The following is an 18,958-nucleotide window of genomic DNA, read 5'->3' as shown; positions in this document are numbered from 1 at the left end:
CGATGGGGCTGACCCCAGAGGAATGGCAGGCGGTGCAGCTCAGCCTGGTCGTGGCGGCCACGGCCATGCTGGCGAGCCTGCCTTTCGGCGTCGCTGTCGCCCTGCTGCTGGCGCGCGGGCGGTTCTGGGGCAAGTCGCTACTCGATGCGCTGGTGCATCTGCCGCTGATCCTGCCGCCCGTGGTGACCGGATACCTGCTCCTCATCGGCTTCGGCCGACGCGGGCCGATCGGGCAATTCCTCGCCGACACCTTCGGCATCACCCTCTCCTTCCGCTGGACCGGCGCGGCTCTGGCCTGCGCCGTGATGGGCTTCCCGCTGATGGTCCGGGCGATGCGGCTCTCGATCGAGGCGGTGGACCGCAAGCTCGAGGCGGCTGCGGCAACGCTGGGCGCGAGCCCCGCCTGGGTGTTCCTCACCGTGACACTGCCGCTGAGCCTGCCGGGGATCCTGGCCGGCATGGTCCTGTGCTTCGCCAAAGCGATGGGCGAATTCGGCGCGACGATCACCTTCGTCTCCAATATCCCGGGCGAGACGCAGACCCTGCCCTCGGCGATCTACACCCTCACCCAGGTGCCAGGCGGAGAAGCCGGCGCGCTGCGGCTGACGCTGATCTCGATCGCGATCTCGGTGGCGGCGCTTTGTCTCTCCGAATGGCTGGCCAGGGCCGTCGGCCGGCGGACCGCAGAGGCATGAGCGCGCCCGTTCTCGACCTTGCGGTTCGCCACCGCCTCGGCAGCTTCCAGCTCGATGCCGTCCTGCGCTCCGATGCGCAGGTCACAGCGCTGTTCGGCCCTTCGGGCGCGGGCAAGACCACGCTGATCAATAGCATCGCCGGGCTTTCTCGCCCGCAGGAAGGTCATGTCCGGGTCGCAGGCGAGACCCTGACGGATGTCGCAGCCAATATCGCCCTGCCGCCGCACCGGCGCCGCATCGGCTATGTCTTCCAGGATGCACGGCTATTTCCGCATCTCAGCGTTCGGCGGAACCTGCTGTTCGGCCATGGTTTCGTGCCGCGGTCTCTGCGCCGCCCGGCCCAATTGGCGCGGGTGACGGAAATGCTCGGCATCGGCCATCTTCTGGCGCGCCGCCCCGGCGCCTTGTCGGGCGGGGAGAAGCAGCGCGTCGCCATCGGCCGGGCGCTGCTGGCGCAGCCGCGGCTGCTGCTGCTGGACGAACCGCTGGCCGCGCTGGACGAGGCGCGCAAGTCCGAGATCCTGCCCTATCTCGAGCGGCTGCGCGACGAGGCCGAGATGCCGATCATCTATGTCTCGCACGCGGTGGCCGAGGTGACGCGGCTGGCGGGCACCGTCGCGTTGATGGAACAGGGCCGCATCACCGCCTGCGGGCCTCCGGCGGAGGTGTTCTCGCGGCTCGACCTGGCGACACGACCCGGCGCGCCCGAGCCATCGGCGGTGCTGCCGGCCGTGGTGCTGGATTTCGACGAGACGTTCGGACTGGCGCGGCTGATGACCCCGGCCGGTGTGTTGCTGGTCGGACGCGGCGATCTGCGGACCGGCCAGCATCTGCGCGTGCGCATCCTCGCCGGCGACGTGATGCTGGCACTGGCGCGCCCCGCCGGTGTGAGCGCCCTCAATGCCCTGCCCTGCCGGGTCGCGGCGTTGGGCGAGCGCGGAGGCCCGGGCGGCGGCACCGTGCATCTGGCACTGGAGTGCGAAGGCGAGCGTCTCGTCGCGAAGATCACCGCGAAATCGGTGGCGGAGCTCGGATTGCGGGTGGGAATGCAGGTGCATGCCGTGGTCAAGAGCGTCTCGGTCGAGACGGGGTAGCCGCGCCCTCGCTGCCGGATGATCGAGCGTCCTCGATGGTCCTTGACCTTCCCATTATGGGAAGCCCTATATGATCCGTCGTCGAGGTATGGCGGAGGCGACGGTGACAATCATCGAAGACGAGGCGAAGGGGCCGATCGCGCCAGGAACGGCGGATTGCCGTGCCTCCGCTTTCGACATGCGGATCGGCGGCCTCTCCTGCGCCGGCTGCGTCGGGCGTGTCGAGCGGGCCATCGCCGCTGTGCCCGGCGTGGCGGCTGTATCGGTCAATCTCGCGACCGAGCGCGCTCATGTCACGCTGGCGCCGGGGGCCGATCGCGACGTGGCCGCTGCGATCGGCAGCGCCGTGCGTCAGGCCGGTTACGAGCCGCAGGACGAAACCATCGAACTCGCGATCAGGGGCATGAATTGCGCCTCATGCGTCGGCCATGTCGAGCGGGCGTTGCGGAGCGTGCCGGGCGTCAGCGACGCCATGGTCAATCTTGCCACGGAGAGCGCCCGGGTGCGCGCCTTCGCGCAGGGCGATATCGTACCGGCGCTGCGGGCGGCGATCGAGAAGGCCGGCTATGAAGCCTCGGCGCCCGCGACCGATCCCGGCAAGGCGGCCGATCGGCGTGAGTTGCGCGAAGAGGCCAGGGCCGAGGAGCAGGCAAAGCTGGGGCGCTCGGTCATTCTGGCCGGCCTGCTGACGCTGCCGCTTCTCGCGATCGAGATGGGGGGGCATCTGGTCCCTGCCCTGCACCACGCGCTGGCCGACCGGGTCGGGGAGCAGCCTCTGCGGCTCGTCTCCTTCGTGCTGGCGAGCCTGGTGCTGTTCGGGCCAGGGCTCGTCTTCCTGCGACGGGGCTGGCCGGCATTGCTGCGCGGCGCGCCCGACATGAACACCCTGGTCATGCTCGGCGCCGGCGCGGCCTGGCTCTCCTCCAGCTTCGCGACCTTTCGGCCGGATCTTTTGCCGCAAGGCAGCGCACTGACCTATTTCGAATCGGGTGCGGTCATCGTGACGCTGATCCTGCTCGGGCGCTGGTTCGAGGCGCGCGCCAAAAGCCGCACCGGGGCGGCGATCGGCCGCCTCATGGCCCTGCGACCGCGCACGGCCCGCGTTCTGCGCGGCGGAACCGAGATGGATATCGCCATCGACGCGGTGACGATCGGAGATCTCCTTGTGCTGCGTCCGGGCGAGCAGGTGCCGGTGGATGGCGAGGTGGTCGACGGCGTTTCCCATGTCGATGAGTCGATGATCAGCGGCGAGCCGGTTCCGGTGCGCAAGCAGGCGGGCGACCGCGTGATCGGGGGAACGGTCAACGGCTCGGGCGCCCTGCGCTTCACGGCCCGGGCCGTGGGATCGGGCACGGTGCTCGCGCAGATCATTCGCGCCGTCGAGGCGGCACAGGGCGAAAAGCTGCCGATCCAGGCGGCGGTGGACCGGATCACGCTCTGGTTCGTGCCGGCGGTCATCGGCCTTTCAGCTCTTACCGCACTCGCCTGGCTGCTCTGGGGGCCGGACCCCGCCTGGGCCCACGCGCTGGTCAACGCGGTCGCGGTGCTGGTCATCGCCTGTCCCTGCGCCATGGGGCTGGCGGTGCCGACCTCGATCATCGTCGGCACCGGGCGCGGTGCCGAGATCGGCGTGCTCTTTCGCCAGGGTGACGCGCTGCAGGCGCTGAAGAAGGTCGACATCGTGGCCTTCGACAAGACCGGGACCTTGACCGAGGGCAAACCCGAGCTGACCGATTGGGAGGTCGCCACCGGCTTCGTCTCCGACGAGGTGCTGCGCCTCGCCGCCTCTGTGGAAAACCGCTCGGAGCACCCTCTGGCCCATGCCATCGTGAGGGCCGCCGAGCGGCACCGGCTCGCCTTGGCCGAACCCTCGGACTTCGCCAGCGATGCCGGGCGCGGCGTCGCCGCCACCGTGGAGGGCAAGCGCGTCGCCATCGGCGGCCGGCGGCTGATGGACGAGCTGGGCATCGACACCGCTGGGGTCACCGGCAGGGCTCGCGGCTTCGCGGAGGACGGCAAGACAGCGCTCTTCGTCGCGATCGACGGCCGGCTGGCCGCAGTGCTGGCCGTGGCCGATCCGCTGAAGGAGAGCGCGGCAGCCGCCATTGCGGCGCTGCACGCGCGGGGCCTGCACGTCGCGATGGTGACGGGCGACGACAAACGCACGGCCGCGGCGGTGGGCCGCCGGGTCGGCATCGAGGATATCCGCGCCGAGGTGCTGCCCACGGGCAAGGCCGAGGTTGTGAAGGCGCTTCAGCAAGGCGGGCGGCATGTCGCCTTCGTCGGGGACGGAATCAACGACGCCCCTGCCCTCGCCCAGGCCGATATCGGCATCGCGATCGGAACCGGCACCGACATCGCCATCGACAGTGCCGATGTCGTTCTGATGTCCGGCGACGTGCGAGGCGTCGCCCGCGCCATCGCGCTGTCGGGAGCGGTGATGGCGAATATCCGGCAGAACCTGGCCTGGGCCTTCGGCTATAATGCGGTGCTAATCCCGGTTGCCGCGGGCGTGCTCTATCCCGGCTTCGGCATTGCGCTCTCGCCGGTCTTCGCCGGGCTGGCGATGGCGCTGTCCAGCGCGAGCGTGGTTGCCAACGCGCTGCGGCTGCGCCGCTACGAGGCGGAGGTGAGATGAACATCGGCGAAGCCGCAGCCGGCTCGGGCGTCAGCGCCAAGATGATCCGCTATTACGAGAGCATCGGGCTGATCGGCCCGGCCGCCCGCAGCGCAGCCCGTTACCGCGTCTATGGCGAGGACGAGCTGCATACGCTGCGCTTCATCCGGCGGGCACGGGATCTGGGCTTCTCGCTGGAGGAAACCCGCGACCTGCTGGCGCTCTGGCGCGACCGCAGCCGGGCCAGCGCCGATGTCAAGGCGCTCGCCACGGCTCATATCCGCGAGCTCGAGGCCAAGGCGGCCGAGCTGCAGGCAATGGCCGACACGTTGCGCCATCTGGCGGCTCATTGCCACGGCAATAACCGGCCCGACTGCCCGATCCTGAACGATCTTGCCGCTCCTCCCCGGCGAAGCGGGGCCTGAAGCATCGGTCGCGGCTGCGTCCAGGCGCCCGAAGGTCCGGGACGCCGCTCCGCTATGCGCCAGCGCGGTGGACGGCGGCCGGCTTGATTGCTCTTATGCGTTCCGCAACGAGGCCGATGCCCCCGCGGCAGCAACGAGCGGCCTCCCAACGAGAGCGGTCACGGCTCCTTCGAGGCGCTTGGCCCAGGTGGAACGAGCATGGATAATCGAAACGATCTCTGGCGGCATGTGGATGCGCATAAGGACCGGCTGGTCGCCCTGTCGGACCGGGTCTGGGGCATGCCGGAGGTGTGCTACACCGAGAAGCACTCCGTCGCGGAGCATGTCGCCGAACTGAAGCATCACGGCTTCAGGCTTACCGAAAACGTCGCCGACATCCCGACCGCCGTGATCGGCGAGGCGGGCGAAGGCGGCCCGGTCATCGCCTTCCTTGGCGAATACGATGCCCTGCCCGGACTCTCCCAGGAAGCCGGGATCGCTGAGCACAAGGAGATCGAGACCGGCGGCCACGGCCATGGCTGCGGCCACAACCTGCTCGGCTCCGCCGCCCTGCTCGCCGCCGTCGCAATGAAGGACTGGCTTGCCGAGAACAAGATCCCCGGCCGCGTGCGCTATTATGGCTGCCCGGCGGAGGAAGGCGGCGCGGCCAAGGCCTTCATGGTCCGCGACGGCGCTTTCGACGATGCGGATGTCGCGATCTCCTGGCATCCCTCCAGCTTCTGGGAGGTGGCGCCGGCGCTGGCTCTCGCCAACACCCGCGCCGATTTCGTCTTCACCGGCCGCGCCTCCCACGCCGCCGCCGCGCCGCATCTGGGCCGCTCGGCGCTCGATGCCGTCGAACTGATGAATGTCGGCGTCAATTACATGCGCGAACACATGCCGTCCGATGCGCGCGTGCATTACGCTCTGCTGGATACCGGCGGCATCGCCCCCAACGTGGTGCAGGCCCATGCCCGCGTCCGCTACTCCATCCGCGCCCGCGATCTGCGCGGCATGCTGGAACTGGTCCAGCGGGTCAAGAAGATCGCCGAAGGCGCGGCGCTGATGACCGAGACCAAGATGGAGATGCGGATCGTCAGCGCCGTCTCCGATCTCGTCGGCAACACGCCGCTCGAGCAGGCGATGCACAAGGTCATGGACGAACTCGGCCCGCCGCATTTCGACGATGCCGACAGAGCCTTTGCCGAGGAGATCCGCAAGACGCTCTCCCCCCAGGAGATCGCTTCGGTCTGGCGGGCCGTCGGCCTGCCTGATACGGGCGCCCCGCTGGCCGATTTCCTGGTCCCGCTCGACACCAAGCGCAACCCGGCGATCGGCTCGACCGATATCGGCGATGTCAGCTGGGCGGTGCCGACCGTGCAGGCTCACGCGCCGACCGTCGCCACCGGCACGCCCTTCCACACCTGGCAGGTCGTGGCCCAGGGCAAGCAGCCGGCCGCCCACAAGGCGATGGTGCATGTCGCCAAGGCGATGGCGGCGACGGGCGCCGCCGTGCTGACCGACCCAGCGCTGATGGCCGCCGCCAAGGCCGACCATAAGGCCCGCCTCGGCAAGGATGGCTACACCTCGCCGCTCCCGCCCGAGGTCAAGCCGCCGCTGACCATGTCGCTGGGCTGATCGGCCGCCGCCCCGATATGACGAAGCCTCCGGAGCGCTGTTCCGGAGGCTTTTTTTGTCGGGCTGCAAGCGCCGCTGCGTGCGGGTGGCGTCAGACTTCGATCACCAGCGCCTGCACTTGCGGCTTCTTGCCCCATTCTTCGTTGACGGCGCTGCGCACGCCGCGCTCCAGCGCATTGCGCAGTGCCTCGGGGTCGCGCCGGCGGGCCTTCGGGATGCCGTCCAGCAGATCGGCGACCGTGTCGGCGACGAACTCGTCGAAATCCGTGCCGTCGCGCGTGCGGGGCGGCAGGCCGAGCACGGCGATTTCCGGCTCGCCGGCGATGCCGCCCTTTTCGTCCACGGCCACGGCGATCGACACCATGCCGGCGAAGGAGAGCCGCCGGCGCTCCTGCACCGTCTTCTCCAGCGCGTTCACCAGCAGCATGCCGTCCTGATAGAGACGGCCATGCGGCACCTGATCGACCTTGCTCGCCCCGCTCGCCGCAATCGCGATCACATCGCCATTGCCGGCGCGCACGACCGTCTTGACCCCGAGCCCGCGGGCGAAGGTCTCGTGTTCGGCCAGATGCAGGTCCTCGCCATGGGCGGGAATCGCGATTTGCGGCTTCAGCCAGCCATAGAGCCGCGCCATCTCCTCGCGGCGGGGATGGCCGGAGACATGCACCAGCTGCGTCCGGTCGGTGACGATCTCGACCTTCTCGCGGGCGAGCGCGTTGAGGATGTTGCCAACCGCCTTCTCGTTGCCCGGAATGGTGCGCGAGGAGAAGATCACCCGGTCGCCGGCCGAGAGCGCGATCTCGGGGTGATCGTCCGCGGCGATCCGCGACAGGGCGGCGCGCGGCTCGCCCTGGCTGCCGGTGAGCAATGCCACCACCTTGTCGCGCGGCAGATAGCCATAGGCCTCGACCGGGCGGAAGGCCGGGATACCGTCGAGAAAGCCGCATTCGCGCGCGACGTCGATGACACGGTCCATCGCCCGGCCGACGACCACGACCTCGCGATCGGCGGCCATCGCAGCCTCGGCGACGGCGCGCAGCCGGGCGACATTCGAGGCGAAGGTGGTGACGGCGACGCGCGCCGGAGCGGAGGCCACCAGTTCCTTCAGCTTGGCCGCGACATCCGCCTCGCTGGGGCTGATCCCGTCGCGCATGACGTTGGTCGAATCGCAGATGATCGCGAGCACGCCCTCGTCGCCGAGTTCGCGCAGGCGCTTCTCGTCGGTCGGCGTGCCCACGCCCGGCGTCGCGTCGATCTTCCAGTCGCCGGTATGGACGACGAGACCGGCCGGGGTGCGAATCGCCAGAGCGTTCGATTCCGGGATGGAATGCGCGACCGGCACGAACTCGATATCGAACGGGCCGAGCGTGATGCGCCCGCCCTGCGGCACGACATTGATTTCGACCTTGGGCGCGCCGGGCTCAGAAAGGCGGCGCGTCGCCAGCAATCCAGCGGCGAAGCGCGTGCAATAGACCGGAGCGCGCAGGCTCGGCCACAGCGCCGCCAAGGCGCCGATATGGTCCTCATGCGCATGGGTGATGACGATGCCGAGGAGGTTCGCCCGTTCCTCGATGATGTAGCGCAGATCGGGCAGGACGATATCGATCCCCGGGGCCTCCGGCCCGGCGAAGGAGAGCCCGCAATCGACGAGGATCCATTTCCGCCGCCCCTCGGGCCCGAAGCCATAGAGCGCGGCGTTCATGCCGATCTCGCCGAGGCCTCCGAGGGGGACGAAGACGAGCTGGTCTGGGGTGCGGGTCACTTGGATACCTTGATGGATGGCTGGCGGTGCAGCCCAGAAGCATCGGACCGAACGCGGAATGCGCCTTGCGGATGCATCCGGCACTCCGGCGATAGGCGAAGCATCGTGATCGCGCCCGGTCGGACGCGCGATGATCTAACACGGCGTGCGGCGCGTCTCCAGAGCGCAACGAAACGATCTGTCGTCAGTCGGGGAGCGTCATGCGGATCGGCGCGCGCGGGAACCGATCGTTCGGCGGCTCTGCGCGCCCTGCGTCAGCGGGGCGTCCCGAAAAACAGGTCGCCGGCATCGATCAGCCTGGAACCCGAAGCCGTCCCCAACTCCAGCCTCCCCGTGGTGTCGATCCCGTCGAAGCGGCCGCTCACCGCCCCCTCTGGCAGGCGCAGCGTGATCGTGTCGCCGAGAAAGGCGGCCCGCTGCAGCCATGCCTCGCGGACGGGCCCGAAGCCGCCGGGCCGTGACCAGGCGGCAAAGCGCCGGGCCCAGGCGTCGGCGAGAGCGACGAGCAAGGCCTCCACGGTCGCCTGCGGCGCGACCGCCTTCAGAAAGGTGGCGGGATAGGGCGTGTCGCTCGGGCACGAAGCCACGTTGACGCCGCAGCCGAGGATGACGTCGAACCGCCCTGCCCCGCTTTCGCCCTCCAGCAGCAGGCCGGAGAGCTTCGCGCCATCCAGCAGCAGGTCGTTCGGCCATTTCAGCTTGAGGCGGGCGGCCTCAGGCCCCAGCAAGGCGCTTGCCGCATCGTGCAGAGCCAGCCCCGCCACGAAGCCGAGCTGAGGCGCCAGAGCCGGCTCGCAGGGTTGGCTGAGCAGCAGGCTTGCATAGAGGTTCCCGGGCGGCGAGCCCCATGCCCGACCATGGCGGCCCCGGCCGGAACTCTGGCTGCGGGCGACGATCCAGAGCCGGTCCGGCTCGCCCTGCCGCAGCGCCCGGCGCGCTTCTTCCATGGTTGAGCCGACATCCTCCCGGATGATCAGGCGGTAGCCGGCGGCGCGGGCGGTTTCACCGAGCATGGGCTCTGGCCGTCATGGCGAGGCGCTGAGCGACGAGACAACCCAGGAACGGCAGAGCGTGACGCCCCCTGGATTGCCTCGCTGCGCTCGCGATGACGGCAAGGCTCAGAACAGCGACTTCGCCGCCGCCGCCGCCGAATTGAACAGCGGCGCGGGAATGAGCGAGAGCGCGATGACGAAAACCGCCGAGATCAGCAGAACCGTCCTCACGCCGAGATCGCTCCGCTCGAAAGCGAGCTTCGGCTCGTCGAAATACATCACCTTGACGAGGCGCAGATAGTAGTAGGCGCCGACGACGCTGGTCAGCACGCCGACCACGGCCAGCACATAAAGCTTGGCGTTGATGGCGGCGAGGAACACATACCATTTCGCCCAGAAGCCCGCGAGCGGCGGGATGCCGGCCAGCGAGAACATCATCATCGCCAGCGCGAAAGCCATCCAGCCATTGGTGCGGGACAGCCCCGCCAGCTCGGAGATGTCTTCCACCAGCTTGCCGTCGCGCCGCATCATCAGGACGCAGGCGAAGGCGGCGAGCGTCGTGGCGAGATAGATCGCCATATAGGTCATCACGCCCTGCACGCCCTCGGCATTGCCGGCGGCGAGCCCGACCAGCGCATAGCCCATATTGGCGATGGAGGAATAGGCCAGCAGCCGCTTGATGTTGCGCTGGCCGATCGCCGCGAAGGCACCGAGCGCCATCGAGGCGATCGCGATGAAGACGATGATCTGTCGCCACTCGCCGATCGCGCCCGGAAAGGCGCCGACGAAGACGCGGATCACCATGGCCATCGCCGCCATCTTCGGGGCGGAGGCGAAGAAGGCCGCGACCGGGGTCGGGGCACCCTCATAGACGTCCGGCGTCCACATGTGGAACGGCACGGCCGAAATCTTGAAGGCGACGCCGGCAGCGATGAAGACGATGCCGAAGATGAGCCCGAGGCCGGCATGACCGCCAGCCGTCGCCGCGGCGATGCCCGGGAAGGTCACCGTGCCGGTGAAGCCGTAGACCAGCGAGCCGCCATAGAGAAGCATGCCGGACGACAGCGCGCCGAGCACGAAATATTTCAGCCCCGCCTCGGTCGAGCGGGCATTATCGCGATCGAAGGCGGCCACGACATAGAGCGCCAGCGACTGCAGTTCGAGGCCGACATACAGGCTGATGAGGTCGTTGGCCGAGATCATCATCATCATGCCGATGGTGGCGAGCACGACGAGGATCGGGAACTCGAAGCGCATCACGCCGTCACGCCGCAGCGTCCCGCCCGAAAGCAGGATCGACGCGCCTGCGCCCAGCAGGGTCAGCACCTTCATGAAGCGGGCGAAGCCATCGACGATGAAGCCGTCATTGAAGGTCAGCAGCCGGCCTTCGCCGGACACCACCAGAACGAGGGCCACCGCCAGGAGCAGCAGCGCGGCGCCTTCGAGCAGCCGCGAGGACCGCTCGCCCTGAATGGCGCCGATCAGCACCATGGCGATGGCGCCGAGCGCCAGGACGATTTCCGGAAGGGCCGGACCGAGGGCGGGCAGAGCCATGTCGAGACCTTACTGCGCGACCGCCAGCGCCGTCTTGGTGACGGCGAGCGCGGCCTGATAGTTCTTGATGAGCATTTCCGTCGGCGCCGCGAAGGCTCCGAGAATGGTCTGCGGCTGCACGCCATACCAGATCGTCAGCAGGACGAGCGGGGCGAGAATGGCGATCTCGCGCGCGCTGAGATCCTTGATGCCCTTCAGCTCCGGCTTGACGAGCTCGCCGAACACGACCCGGCGATAGAGCCAGAGCGCATAGGCCGCCGACAGGATGACGCCGGTGGCGGCGAAGAACGCGACAGTGGGATTGGCGCGGAAGGCCCCCATCAGGGTCAGGAACTCGCCGACGAACCCTGCCGTCCCCGGCAGGCCGACATTGGCCATGGTGAAGATCATGAACACCACGGCATAGATCGGCATGCGGTTCACCAGCCCGCCATAGGCGGCGATCTCACGGGTGTGCATCCGGTCGTAAATGACGCCGACGCAGAGGAAGAGCGCGCCGGAAACCAGGCCGTGGCTCATCATCTGGAACATCGCACCCTGCACGCCCTGCGGCGTCAGTGTGAACAGGCCCATCGTCACGAAGCCCATATGCGCCACCGAGGAGTAGGCGATCAGCTTCTTGATGTCCTCCTGCATCATCGCGACCAGCGAGGTGTAGACGATGGCGACGACCGAGAGCGCGAAGACCAGCGGCGCGAAATACTGCGAAGCCTCCGGGAACATCGGGATCGAGAATCGGATGAAGCCGTAGCCGCCCATCTTCAAGAGGATCGCCGCGAGGATGACCGAGCCGGCGGTCGGCGCCTCGACGTGAGCGTCGGGAAGCCAGGTATGGACCGGCCACATCGGCATCTTCACCGCGAAGGACGCGAAGAAGGCGAGCCACAGCCATTTCTGCATGCCGGACGGGAACTTGTGCGCCAGCAGCGAGGGAATATCGGTGGTGCCGGCGTTCCAGTACATCGCCATGATGGCGAGCAGCATCAGCACCGAGCCGAGCAGCGTGTAGAGGAAGAACTTGTAGGAGGCGTAGACGCGCCTTTTGCCGCCCCAGATGCCGATGATCAGGAACATCGGGATCAGGCCGGCTTCGAAGAAGAGGTAGAACAGCACGAGGTCGAGCGCGCCGAAGACGCCGATCATCAGCGTCTCGAGCACCAGGAACGCGACCATGTATTCCGGCACGCGCTTTTCGACCGACGTCCAGGACGCGCCGATGCAGAAGGGCATCAGGAACGCGGTCAGGACGATGAAGGGGAAGGAGAAGCCGTCGACGCCCAGCTTGAAGCGGATGGCGTCCGAGATCCAGGCATGGCTCTCGACCAGCTGGAAGCCCGGATCGGCGGGGTTGAAGCGCGCCCAGGCCACACAAGCCAGAACGAAGGTCAGCACCGTGGTGAACAGAGCGATCCAGCGGGCGTTCGACGCCACGGCCGCCTGATCGCCGCGCAGCACCAGGATGAGCGCCGCGCCGACCAGCGGCAGGGTGAGGAGACCGGTGAGAATTCCGAAGCCGAACATCATCTCACCCGCGGGTCACGAGATACCAGGTCACCAGCCCGGCAACACCGATTAGCATCGCGAAGGCATAGTGATAGAGATAGCCGGTCTGCAGCCGCACGACGCGGTTGGTGACGTCGACGACACGGGCCGAGACGCCGTCCGGGCCGAAGCCGTCGATGACGAAGCCGTCGCCCTTCTTCCAGAGGAAGCGGCCGAGCCACTTGGCCGGGCGCACGAACAGGAAGTCGTAGAGCTCGTCAAAATACCACTTGTTGAGCAGGAACTGGTAGAGCGCCGGGTTCGCCGCGGCGAGCCTGCCCGGAACCTCCGGCGCACGCACATACATGTACCAGGCCAGCACGAAGCCGATCACCATCGCCAGGAAGGGCGAGAGCACGACCCAGGTCGGCACCTCGTGCATCGTGTGCAGGATGTGGTTGTCCTTGCCCATGAACAGCGCCGACTTCCAGAAATGCTCGAAGTCGTGGCCGACGAAGTACTCCTTGAAGGCGAAGCCCGCCGCCACCGCGCCGACCGACAGCACGGCCAGGGGCAGCAGCATCACCAGGGGGCTCTCATGCGGCATGTGAGCATGGCCATGGCCGTGAGCATCATGGCCATGATCGGCGTGCCCGTGACCGGCATGAGCGTGGTCGTCATGGCCATGCGCGGCATGCGCGTGCGCATCGTGGCCATGAGCATCGTGGCCATGCGCGTCATGACCCCAGCGCGGCGCGCCCTCGAAGGTGAGGAAATACAGGCGCCAGGAGTAGAAGGAGGTCATGCAGGCCGCCACGACGAGCAGCACGAAGGCATAGGAGCTCGCGAAGCCGCCATGCGGCACCGAGGCATAGGCGCTCTCGATGATCGCATCCTTCGAGAAGAAGCCGGCGAAGCCGAAGATCGTCCCCGGAATGCCGAATCCGGTGAGCGCGAGCGTGCCGATCGTCATCGCCGCTGCGGTCAGCGGGATGTGCTTGCGCAGCCCGCCCATGTTCCGCATGTCCTGCTCGTGATGCATCGCATGAATGACCGAGCCCGCCCCGAGGAACAGCAGCGCCTTGAAGAAGGCATGGGTGAAGAGGTGGAAAACCGCCGCGCCGTAATTGCCGACGCCCAGAGCGACGAACATGTAGCCGAGCTGCGAGCAGGTCGAATAGGCGATCACGCGCTTGATGTCGTTCTGCACGAGGCCGACCGTCGCCGCGAAGAAGGCGGTGGTGGCACCGACGACCACGACGACCGTGAGCGCGGCCGGAGCGTATTCAAAGATCGGGGACAGGCGCGCAACCATGAAGACGCCGGCGGTTACCATGGTCGCAGCGTGGATGAGCGCGGAGACCGGGGTCGGCCCCTCCATCGCGTCCGGCAGCCAAGTATGCAGCAGGAACTGCGCCGACTTGCCCATGGCGCCCATGAACAGCAGCAGGCAGGACAGCGTCAGCGCGTTCCAGTCATGGCCGAGGAAGCGGAAGCCCTTGTCTGCGAGGCCGGCGATCTGCGGGAAGACGCTGTCGAAGGCGACCGAGCCGGTGAGAACGAAAACCAGGAACAGGCCGAGCAGGAAGCCGAAATCGCCGACGCGGTTGACGATGAAGGCCTTCATCGCCGCGGCATTGGCGGAGGGCTTCTGATACCAGAAGCCGATCAGCAGATAGGAGGCCAGGCCCACGCCTTCCCAGCCGAAGAACATCTGCAGCAGGTTGTCTGACGTCACCAGCATCAGCATGGCGAAGGTGAACAGCGACAGATAGGCGAAGAAGCGCTGCCGATGCGGATCCTCATGCATGTACCCGATCGAGTACAGATGCACGAGGCAGGAGACGGTGTTGACGACGACGAGCATCACGGCGGTGAGCGTGTCGATGCGGAAGGCCCAGTCCACCTGCAGCTCGCCGGAGGCGATCCAGCTGGCGATCTGGACGCGGGTGGTGCCGTGGCCGAAGCCGACCTGGAAGAAGGCGACCCATGACAGGACGGCGGCGACGGCCAGCAGCGAGGTGGTGACGATTTCGGCGCCGCGCGCGCCGATCAGCCGGCCGAACAGGCCGGCGATCAGGAAGCCGATCAGGGGAAGGAAGACGATCGCGTGATACATGGCGGTGAGGTCCAGGCGCTGTCGCGCTCAGCCTTTCATCATGTTGATGTCTTCCACCGCGATCGAGCCGCGATTCCGGAAGTAGACGACGAGAATGGCGAGGCCGATCGCGGCCTCGGCCGCGGCGACCGTGAGCACCAGCATCGCGAAGACCTGCCCGACGATGTCGTTCAGGAAGCTCGAGAAGGCGACGAAGTTGATGTTCACCGCGAGCAGGATCAGCTCGACCGACATCAGGATGACGATGACGTTCTTGCGATTGATGAAGATGCCCAGCACGCCGAGCGTGAACAGGATCGCGCTGACCGCGAGATAATGCCCCAGGCCGATCATCATGCCATCTCCTCGGGAACGCCGGCGCGCGAGGGCACCTGCTTGACGTCCATCGCGGCCTCCTTGGTGCGGGCGTTCTGCACCGGGATGCTCTGGCGCTTGATGCCGTGGCGCTCGCGCAGCGTCAGCACGATCGCGCCGATCATCGCCACCAGCAGGACGAGGCCCGCCGCCTGGAAGTAGTAGACGTACTTGGTGTAGATCACCCGCCCGAGCGCCTCGGTGTTGGAGATGCCCGCGGGGATCGCGGCGATCGGCGCCTTCACGATCTGCGGGTCGATGACCCAGGCCCCGACCACCATCAGCAGCTCGACGGCGAAGATGAAGCCGATCAGCGCGCCGACCGGCAGATAGTTCAGGAAGCCCTGGCGGAACTCGGCGAAATCGACGTCGAGCATCATCACCACGAAGAGGAACAGCACCGCGACCGCGCCGACATAGACGACGACCAGCAGCATCGCGAGAAACTCGGCGCCCAGCAGCATGAACAGCCCGGCCGCGTTCACGAAGGCCAGGATCAGATACAGCACCGAATGCACGGGGTTGCGCGAGGTGACCACCATGAAGGCGGACGCCACGGTCACCCCTGCGAAGAGATAGAAGAAAGCCGCTGCGGCATTCATCTCGGCCAGCCCTTCCCGCCCCTTCCGGCGCGGTCCTTACGTGGTTCATGCGCCGGGACTCAATCGAGCCCGGCCCAATTTGGAGCGTCTATAATCAGACCCGCCGGACGCGACAACCGCGTGGCGGGTCTGGTCTCATTCCTTGCCCGCGCCGTCATCCCGGCCGCAGCGAAGCGGAGCGCCGGGATCCATGCCGGAACGCCGCCGGCAAAGGTTCAGGCATGGATCTCGGGTCTCCCTGCGGTCGCCCGGGATGACCGCCGTAAGGCGGTCGGAAAAACATCACCGATACGGCGCGTCCATCGCGATATTGCGCGCGATTTCGCGTTCCCAGCGCGCGCCGTTCGCGAGCAGCTTGTCCTTGTCGTAGAACAGCTCCTCGCGGGTCTCGGTCGCGAACTCGAAATTGGGCCCCTCGACGATGGCATCCACCGGGCAGGCTTCCTGGCAGAAGCCGCAATAGATGCACTTCGTCATGTCGATGTCGTAACGGGTCGTGCGGCGTGTGCCGTCATTGCGGCGCGGCCCGGCCTCGATGGTGATGGCCTGCGCCGGGCAGATCGCCTCGCAGAGCTTGCAGGCGATGCAGCGCTCTTCGCCATTGGGATAGCGGCGCAGCGCGTGCTCCCCGCGGAAGCGCGGCGAGAGCTGGCCCTTCTCGAACGGATAGTTCAGCGTCGCCTTCGGCTTGAAGAAATAGCGCATCGAGAGCCCGATGGCCCCGACGAACTCCTTCAGCAGCAGGCCCCTTGCGGCTTGCGCGAGTGACATCGCCTTCGTCCTTCCATCCTCAGCCGGACAAGGTCCGGCCGATCACGAAACCCAGGACCGGCATCAGGCCGATCGTCATGGCACCGAGCGCCCACCGCAAAATCCGGATGCGGCGCTCGTAATCCTCTTTCTCGGCCTCGGTCACCGAGCGATCCGTGCGCCTCAGCGCCCCGATCACCGCGGCCGACATCACCCGGTATTGCAGCAGGCCGAGCCCGAGGCCGATAAGGGCACCGAGCAAACCCGCCCCGCTCACCCCGCCACCGGGCCCCAGCCCGTCAGCTGCAAGACGAGCGCCACAATGACCACACAGGCCAGCGAGAGCGGCAGGAACACCTTCCAGCCCAGGCGCATCAGCTGGTCGTAGCGGTAGCGCGGCACGAAGGCCTTCACCAGCGCGAACATGAAGAACACTAGGCAGACCTTCAGCGCGAACCAGAACACGCCGGGCAGCCAGGTGAAGGGCGGCAGCGCCACCGGCGGCGCCCAGCCCCCGAGGAAGAGGATCGTGGTCAGCGAGCACATGGTCATGATCGCCACGTATTCGCCGAGCATGAACAGCAGGTAGGGCGTCGAGGAATACTCGACCATGAAGCCCGCCACGAGCTCGGATTCCGCCTCTGCGAGGTCGAAGGGCGGCCGGTTCGTCTCGGCCAGCGCCGAGATGAAGAAGACCACGAACATCGGGAAGAGAGGAATGAAGTACCAGTTCAGGATCGAGAGCCACGGCACGCCGAGCGCATGGGCGAGGCCCCGGTTCGCTTGAGCCTCCACCACCGCCGACAGGTTCAGCGAGCCGACGCAGAGCAGCACGGTGACGATGACGAAGCCGATCGAGACCTCGTAGGAGACCATCTGCGCCGCAGAGCGCAGCGCGCTCATGAAGGGGTATTTCGAGTTCGACGCCCAGCCGGCCATGATGATGCCGTAGACGCCGAGCGAGGAGATGGCGAGGATGTAGAGCACGCCGACATTGATGTCGGCGATCGCCCAGCCTTCCGCCACCGGGATGACCGCCCAGGCACCGAGCGCCAGCAGGCAGGAGACGAAGGGCGCCAGCAGGAACAGGCCCTTATTGGCGCCGGCCGGGATGATCGGCTCCTTCAGCGCGAATTTGATCAGGTCGGCGAAGCTCTGGAACAGGCCGAAGGGCCCAACCACGTTCGGGCCGCGGCGCAGCTGCACCGCCGCCCAGACCTTGCGGTCCGCCAGCAGGATATAGGCGATGAAGACCAGGAGGCAGACCAGCAGCAGCAGGCTCTTGCCCAGCACGATCGCGATATCGAGGACGATGTCCCAGTTCATGGCGCTCACTCCGCCGCCTGCCGCATCCGGCCGGAGGCCAGAGCCGAGCATTCCGCCATCACGGCCGAGGCCCGCGCGATCGGGTTGGTCTGATAGAAATCGGTGACGGGCGAGATGAAGCCCGCCCTGTCGGTCTGCCCGCCGAGGCCGGCGAGATCGCCGAGGCCGGCCGGATCATTGACCGGCAGCGTATCGACCGCGGCGAAATGCGGATGCGCTTCATAGAGCGCCCTGCGCAGCCCGGCCAGCGAGTCGAACGGCAGCGTCTTGCCCAGCACCGCCGAGAGCGCCCGCAGGATGGCCCAATCCTCGCGGGCATCGCCCGGCGGGAAGGTGGCGCGGTCGCCCATCTGCACACGGCCCTCGGTGTTGACGTAGGTGCCCGACTTCTCGGTGTAGGCCGCGCCCGGCAGGATGACGTCCGCGCGGTGCGCGCCCTTGTCGCCATGCGTGCCCTGATAGATCACAAAGGCGCCGGCCGGCACCTCGATCTCGTCGGCGCCCAGCAGGAAGAGCACGTCGAGCGCGCCCGGCTGCAGCATGGAGGCGATATCCTTGCCGCCCGAGCCATCAGCGTTTTCTTGCGGCACGAAGCCCAGATCCAGCGCGCCGACGCGCGAGGCGGCGGTGTGGATGACGCCGAAGCCGTTCCACTCGGCCGTGACGGCGCCCAGAGCCTGCGCGGCCTTGGCGGCCAGCGAAAGCACGGCGGCACCGTCCTGGCGGGCGAGAGCGCCCTGCCCGACCAGCACCATCGGCTTGCCGCCCTTGGCCTCGGCCGACTTCACGATCTCGGCCAGGGTCTCGGGACCGGCCCCGAGATAATCGTAAGTGTAGGTCAGGTCGGCCTGCTCGCCGATGACGCTGACCTTGAAATCGCCGCGCAGCCAGCGCTTGCGGATGCGTGCGTTGAGGATCGGGGCTTCGCGGCGCGGATTGGCGCCGATGATCAGCAGAGACGTCGCCTCCTCGATCCCGGCGATGCCGGCATTGAGGGTGTAGGCGGAGCGGCCGAACTTGGGATGCAGCGCGCTGCCGTCCTGCCGGGCGTCGATGTTGGCGCTGCCGAGCGAGACGATCAGGCTCTTCAGCGCGAACATCTCCTCGACGGCGGCCAGATCGCCGGCGATGGCGCCGATGCGATCCGGCGGCGCAGCCTTCACCTTCTCGGCGATCACGCCGAAGGCCTCGGTCCAGCTCGCCGGCCGCAGGCGGCCATTCTCGCGAATGAACGGCCGGTCGAGCCGCTGGGTCTTCAGCCCGTCGGCGACATGGCGGGTCTTGTCGGAGATCCACTCCTCGTTCACCGCCTCGTTGAGACGGGGCAGGATGCGCATCACTTCCTTGCCGCGCGAGTCGACTCGGATGGCCGAGCCGACCGCGTCCATCACGTCGATGCTCTCGGTCTTGGAGAGCTCCCAGGGCCGAGCCTTGTTCTGGTAGGGCTTGGAGGTCAGCGCGCCGACCGGGCAGAGATCGACCACGTTGCTCTGCAGCTCCGAGGCCATCGCCTGCTCGAGATAGGTGGTGATCTCCATATCCTCGCCGCGGCCGATGGCGCCGAGGTCG

At 67.6% G+C, this 18,958-nt stretch carries 16 protein-coding genes; 5 read left to right on the top strand and 11 right to left on the bottom strand.

The window, feature by feature from the left end:
* Positions 1-2: 2 nt before the first annotated feature.
* The 5 genes from modB to ACOJTB_RS18230 all read left to right on the top strand — a co-directional run bounded on the left by modB (position 3) and on the right by ACOJTB_RS18230 (position 6,448).
* A complete protein-coding gene (gene modB, locus ACOJTB_RS18250) occupies positions 3-695 on the top strand; it encodes a molybdate ABC transporter permease subunit (protein ID WP_420103975.1) in 693 nt (230 codons plus the stop codon).
* Positions 692-1,789 (top strand): molybdenum ABC transporter ATP-binding protein, encoded by a 1,098-nt coding sequence (gene modC / locus ACOJTB_RS18245; protein WP_420103944.1) that lies wholly within the window; start codon positions 692-694, stop codon positions 1,787-1,789. The genes modB and modC overlap by 4 nt, the downstream gene beginning before the upstream one ends.
* A 178-nt stretch (positions 1,790-1,967) precedes the next feature.
* Positions 1,968-4,427: a heavy metal translocating P-type ATPase gene (locus ACOJTB_RS18240; RefSeq protein ID WP_420103974.1), complete on the top strand. Its 2,460-nt coding sequence runs from the start codon at positions 1,968-1,970 to the stop codon at positions 4,425-4,427.
* Positions 4,424-4,831, top strand: a complete 408-nt coding sequence (cueR, locus tag ACOJTB_RS18235; RefSeq protein ID WP_420103943.1) for a Cu(I)-responsive transcriptional regulator — start codon at positions 4,424-4,426, stop codon at positions 4,829-4,831. The genes ACOJTB_RS18240 and cueR overlap by 4 nt, the downstream gene beginning before the upstream one ends.
* A gap of 198 nt (positions 4,832-5,029) precedes the next feature.
* Positions 5,030-6,448 (top strand): M20 family metallopeptidase, encoded by a 1,419-nt coding sequence (locus ACOJTB_RS18230; protein WP_420103942.1) that lies wholly within the window; start codon positions 5,030-5,032, stop codon positions 6,446-6,448.
* Positions 6,449-6,539: 91 nt separating this feature from the next.
* Here the strand turns inward: ACOJTB_RS18230 and ACOJTB_RS18225 are convergent, their stop codons facing one another.
* The 11 genes from ACOJTB_RS18225 to ACOJTB_RS18175 form a co-directional block, all read right to left on the bottom strand.
* The gene (locus tag ACOJTB_RS18225; RefSeq protein WP_420103941.1) at positions 6,540-8,210 is read right to left on the bottom strand and encodes a ribonuclease J; all 1,671 of its coding nucleotides are present in this window, start codon (positions 8,208-8,210) and stop codon (positions 6,540-6,542) included.
* Positions 8,211-8,464: 254 nt separating this feature from the next.
* Positions 8,465-9,223 carry a biotin--[acetyl-CoA-carboxylase] ligase gene (locus ACOJTB_RS18220; RefSeq protein WP_420103940.1) on the bottom strand — a complete coding sequence of 253 codons (759 nt, stop codon included), beginning with the start codon at positions 9,221-9,223 and terminating at the stop codon, positions 8,465-8,467.
* A gap of 105 nt (positions 9,224-9,328) precedes the next feature.
* Entirely contained in the window at positions 9,329-10,756 is a 1,428-nt protein-coding gene (gene nuoN / locus ACOJTB_RS18215; RefSeq protein ID WP_420103939.1) for an NADH-quinone oxidoreductase subunit NuoN, read from the bottom strand.
* Between the two features lie 9 nt (positions 10,757-10,765).
* Positions 10,766-12,277, bottom strand: a complete 1,512-nt coding sequence (locus ACOJTB_RS18210; RefSeq protein ID WP_420103938.1) for an NADH-quinone oxidoreductase subunit M — start codon at positions 12,275-12,277, stop codon at positions 10,766-10,768.
* Between the two features lie 4 nt (positions 12,278-12,281).
* Complete coding sequence (gene nuoL / locus ACOJTB_RS18205; RefSeq protein ID WP_420103937.1) at positions 12,282-14,357, bottom strand: NADH-quinone oxidoreductase subunit L; 2,076 nt, start codon at positions 14,355-14,357, stop codon at positions 12,282-12,284.
* Between the two features lie 27 nt (positions 14,358-14,384).
* Positions 14,385-14,693, bottom strand: coding sequence for an NADH-quinone oxidoreductase subunit NuoK (gene nuoK / locus ACOJTB_RS18200; protein ID WP_076438291.1), 309 nt, complete (start codon positions 14,691-14,693; stop codon positions 14,385-14,387).
* Positions 14,690-15,313: an NADH-quinone oxidoreductase subunit J gene (locus tag ACOJTB_RS18195; RefSeq protein WP_420103936.1), complete on the bottom strand. Its 624-nt coding sequence runs from the start codon at positions 15,311-15,313 to the stop codon at positions 14,690-14,692. Before ACOJTB_RS18195 ends, nuoK begins: the two co-directional genes overlap by 4 nt.
* Before the next feature lie 282 nt (positions 15,314-15,595).
* The gene (gene nuoI, locus ACOJTB_RS18190; RefSeq protein WP_038367698.1) at positions 15,596-16,084 is read right to left on the bottom strand and encodes an NADH-quinone oxidoreductase subunit NuoI; all 489 of its coding nucleotides are present in this window, start codon (positions 16,082-16,084) and stop codon (positions 15,596-15,598) included.
* A gap of 19 nt (positions 16,085-16,103) precedes the next feature.
* Positions 16,104-16,325, bottom strand: a complete 222-nt coding sequence (locus ACOJTB_RS18185) for a hypothetical protein (RefSeq protein WP_420103935.1) — start codon at positions 16,323-16,325, stop codon at positions 16,104-16,106.
* 11 nt (positions 16,326-16,336) lie between these two features.
* On the bottom strand, positions 16,337-17,389 hold the full coding sequence (gene nuoH / locus ACOJTB_RS18180; RefSeq protein WP_420103934.1) for an NADH-quinone oxidoreductase subunit NuoH: 1,053 nt from the start codon (positions 17,387-17,389) through the stop codon (positions 16,337-16,339).
* A gap of 5 nt (positions 17,390-17,394) precedes the next feature.
* The coding region (locus ACOJTB_RS18175; protein WP_420103933.1) for a molybdopterin-dependent oxidoreductase at positions 17,395-18,958 on the bottom strand (1,564 nt) is incomplete at its 5' end.

This window comes from Allobosea sp., assembly GCF_048595345.1.
Lineage (GTDB): Bacteria > Pseudomonadota > Alphaproteobacteria > Rhizobiales > Beijerinckiaceae > Allobosea.
This window is presented reverse-complemented; position numbering and strand designations above follow the sequence as displayed.

What these genes read in the sequence shown, in the direction of transcription:
- modB (WP_420103975.1), top strand. Translation starts at nt 3, where the DNA reads ATGGGGCTGACCCCAGAGGAATGGCAGGCGGTGCAGCTCAGCCTGGTC.
- ACOJTB_RS18210 (WP_420103938.1), bottom strand. Translation starts at nt 12,277, where the DNA reads ATGTTCGGCTTCGGAATTCTCACCGGTCTCCTCACCCTGCCGCTGGTC.
- ACOJTB_RS18230 (WP_420103942.1), top strand. Translation starts at nt 5,030, where the DNA reads ATGGATAATCGAAACGATCTCTGGCGGCATGTGGATGCGCATAAGGAC.
- nuoK (WP_076438291.1), bottom strand. Translation starts at nt 14,693, where the DNA reads ATGATGATCGGCCTGGGGCATTATCTCGCGGTCAGCGCGATCCTGTTC.
- cueR (WP_420103943.1), top strand. Translation starts at nt 4,424, where the DNA reads ATGAACATCGGCGAAGCCGCAGCCGGCTCGGGCGTCAGCGCCAAGATG.
- nuoL (WP_420103937.1), bottom strand. Translation starts at nt 14,357, where the DNA reads ATGTATCACGCGATCGTCTTCCTTCCCCTGATCGGCTTCCTGATCGCC.
- ACOJTB_RS18220 (WP_420103940.1), bottom strand. Translation starts at nt 9,223, where the DNA reads ATGCTCGGTGAAACCGCCCGCGCCGCCGGCTACCGCCTGATCATCCGG.
- ACOJTB_RS18195 (WP_420103936.1), bottom strand. Translation starts at nt 15,313, where the DNA reads ATGAATGCCGCAGCGGCTTTCTTCTATCTCTTCGCAGGGGTGACCGTG.
- ACOJTB_RS18240 (WP_420103974.1), top strand. Translation starts at nt 1,968, where the DNA reads ATGCGGATCGGCGGCCTCTCCTGCGCCGGCTGCGTCGGGCGTGTCGAG.
- nuoH (WP_420103934.1), bottom strand. Translation starts at nt 17,389, where the DNA reads ATGAACTGGGACATCGTCCTCGATATCGCGATCGTGCTGGGCAAGAGC.
- nuoI (WP_038367698.1), bottom strand. Translation starts at nt 16,084, where the DNA reads ATGTCACTCGCGCAAGCCGCAAGGGGCCTGCTGCTGAAGGAGTTCGTC.
- nuoN (WP_420103939.1), bottom strand. Translation starts at nt 10,756, where the DNA reads ATGGCTCTGCCCGCCCTCGGTCCGGCCCTTCCGGAAATCGTCCTGGCG.
- modC (WP_420103944.1), top strand. Translation starts at nt 692, where the DNA reads ATGAGCGCGCCCGTTCTCGACCTTGCGGTTCGCCACCGCCTCGGCAGC.